The sequence below is a fragment of the Bacillus pretiosus genome (genome assembly GCF_051294775.1).
GTDB lineage: Bacteria > Bacillota > Bacilli > Bacillales > Bacillaceae_G > Bacillus_A > Bacillus_A wiedmannii.
The window spans coordinates 1-288 of record NZ_JBPPHF010000434.1 but is presented as its reverse complement, the minus strand read 5'-3'; the positions used below and the strand labels follow the sequence as shown (position 1 = coordinate 288).

Genomic DNA, 288 nt, shown 5'->3' with positions numbered 1-288 from the left:
TTAGCAAGCAGTGTTCTAATTACAATATACAATTCTGTATCTCCAGAATAACCGATCCACACGATTGAACCTGTGTAAATCCCTCGGCGAACAGGATCTAATTCTTCAATTATTTCCTTCGTACGTATTTTCGGGGCACCAGTAATTGTTCCCCCAGGGAATACAGCCTTCACTAAATCATAAGCATCTGTATCTTCTTCCACCTCACCACGCACATTAGAAACAATATGCATAACATGTGAGTATTACTCAATTACCATAAATTCATCTACTTCTACAGTGCCATAT

1 pseudogene is annotated in these 288 nt (G+C 38.5%); it reads right to left on the bottom strand.

Features of this window, described 5'->3' with window-relative positions:
- Window positions 1-288, bottom strand: a pseudogene (locus tag ACSG5Z_RS31610) (chorismate-binding protein); the annotation flags it as partial.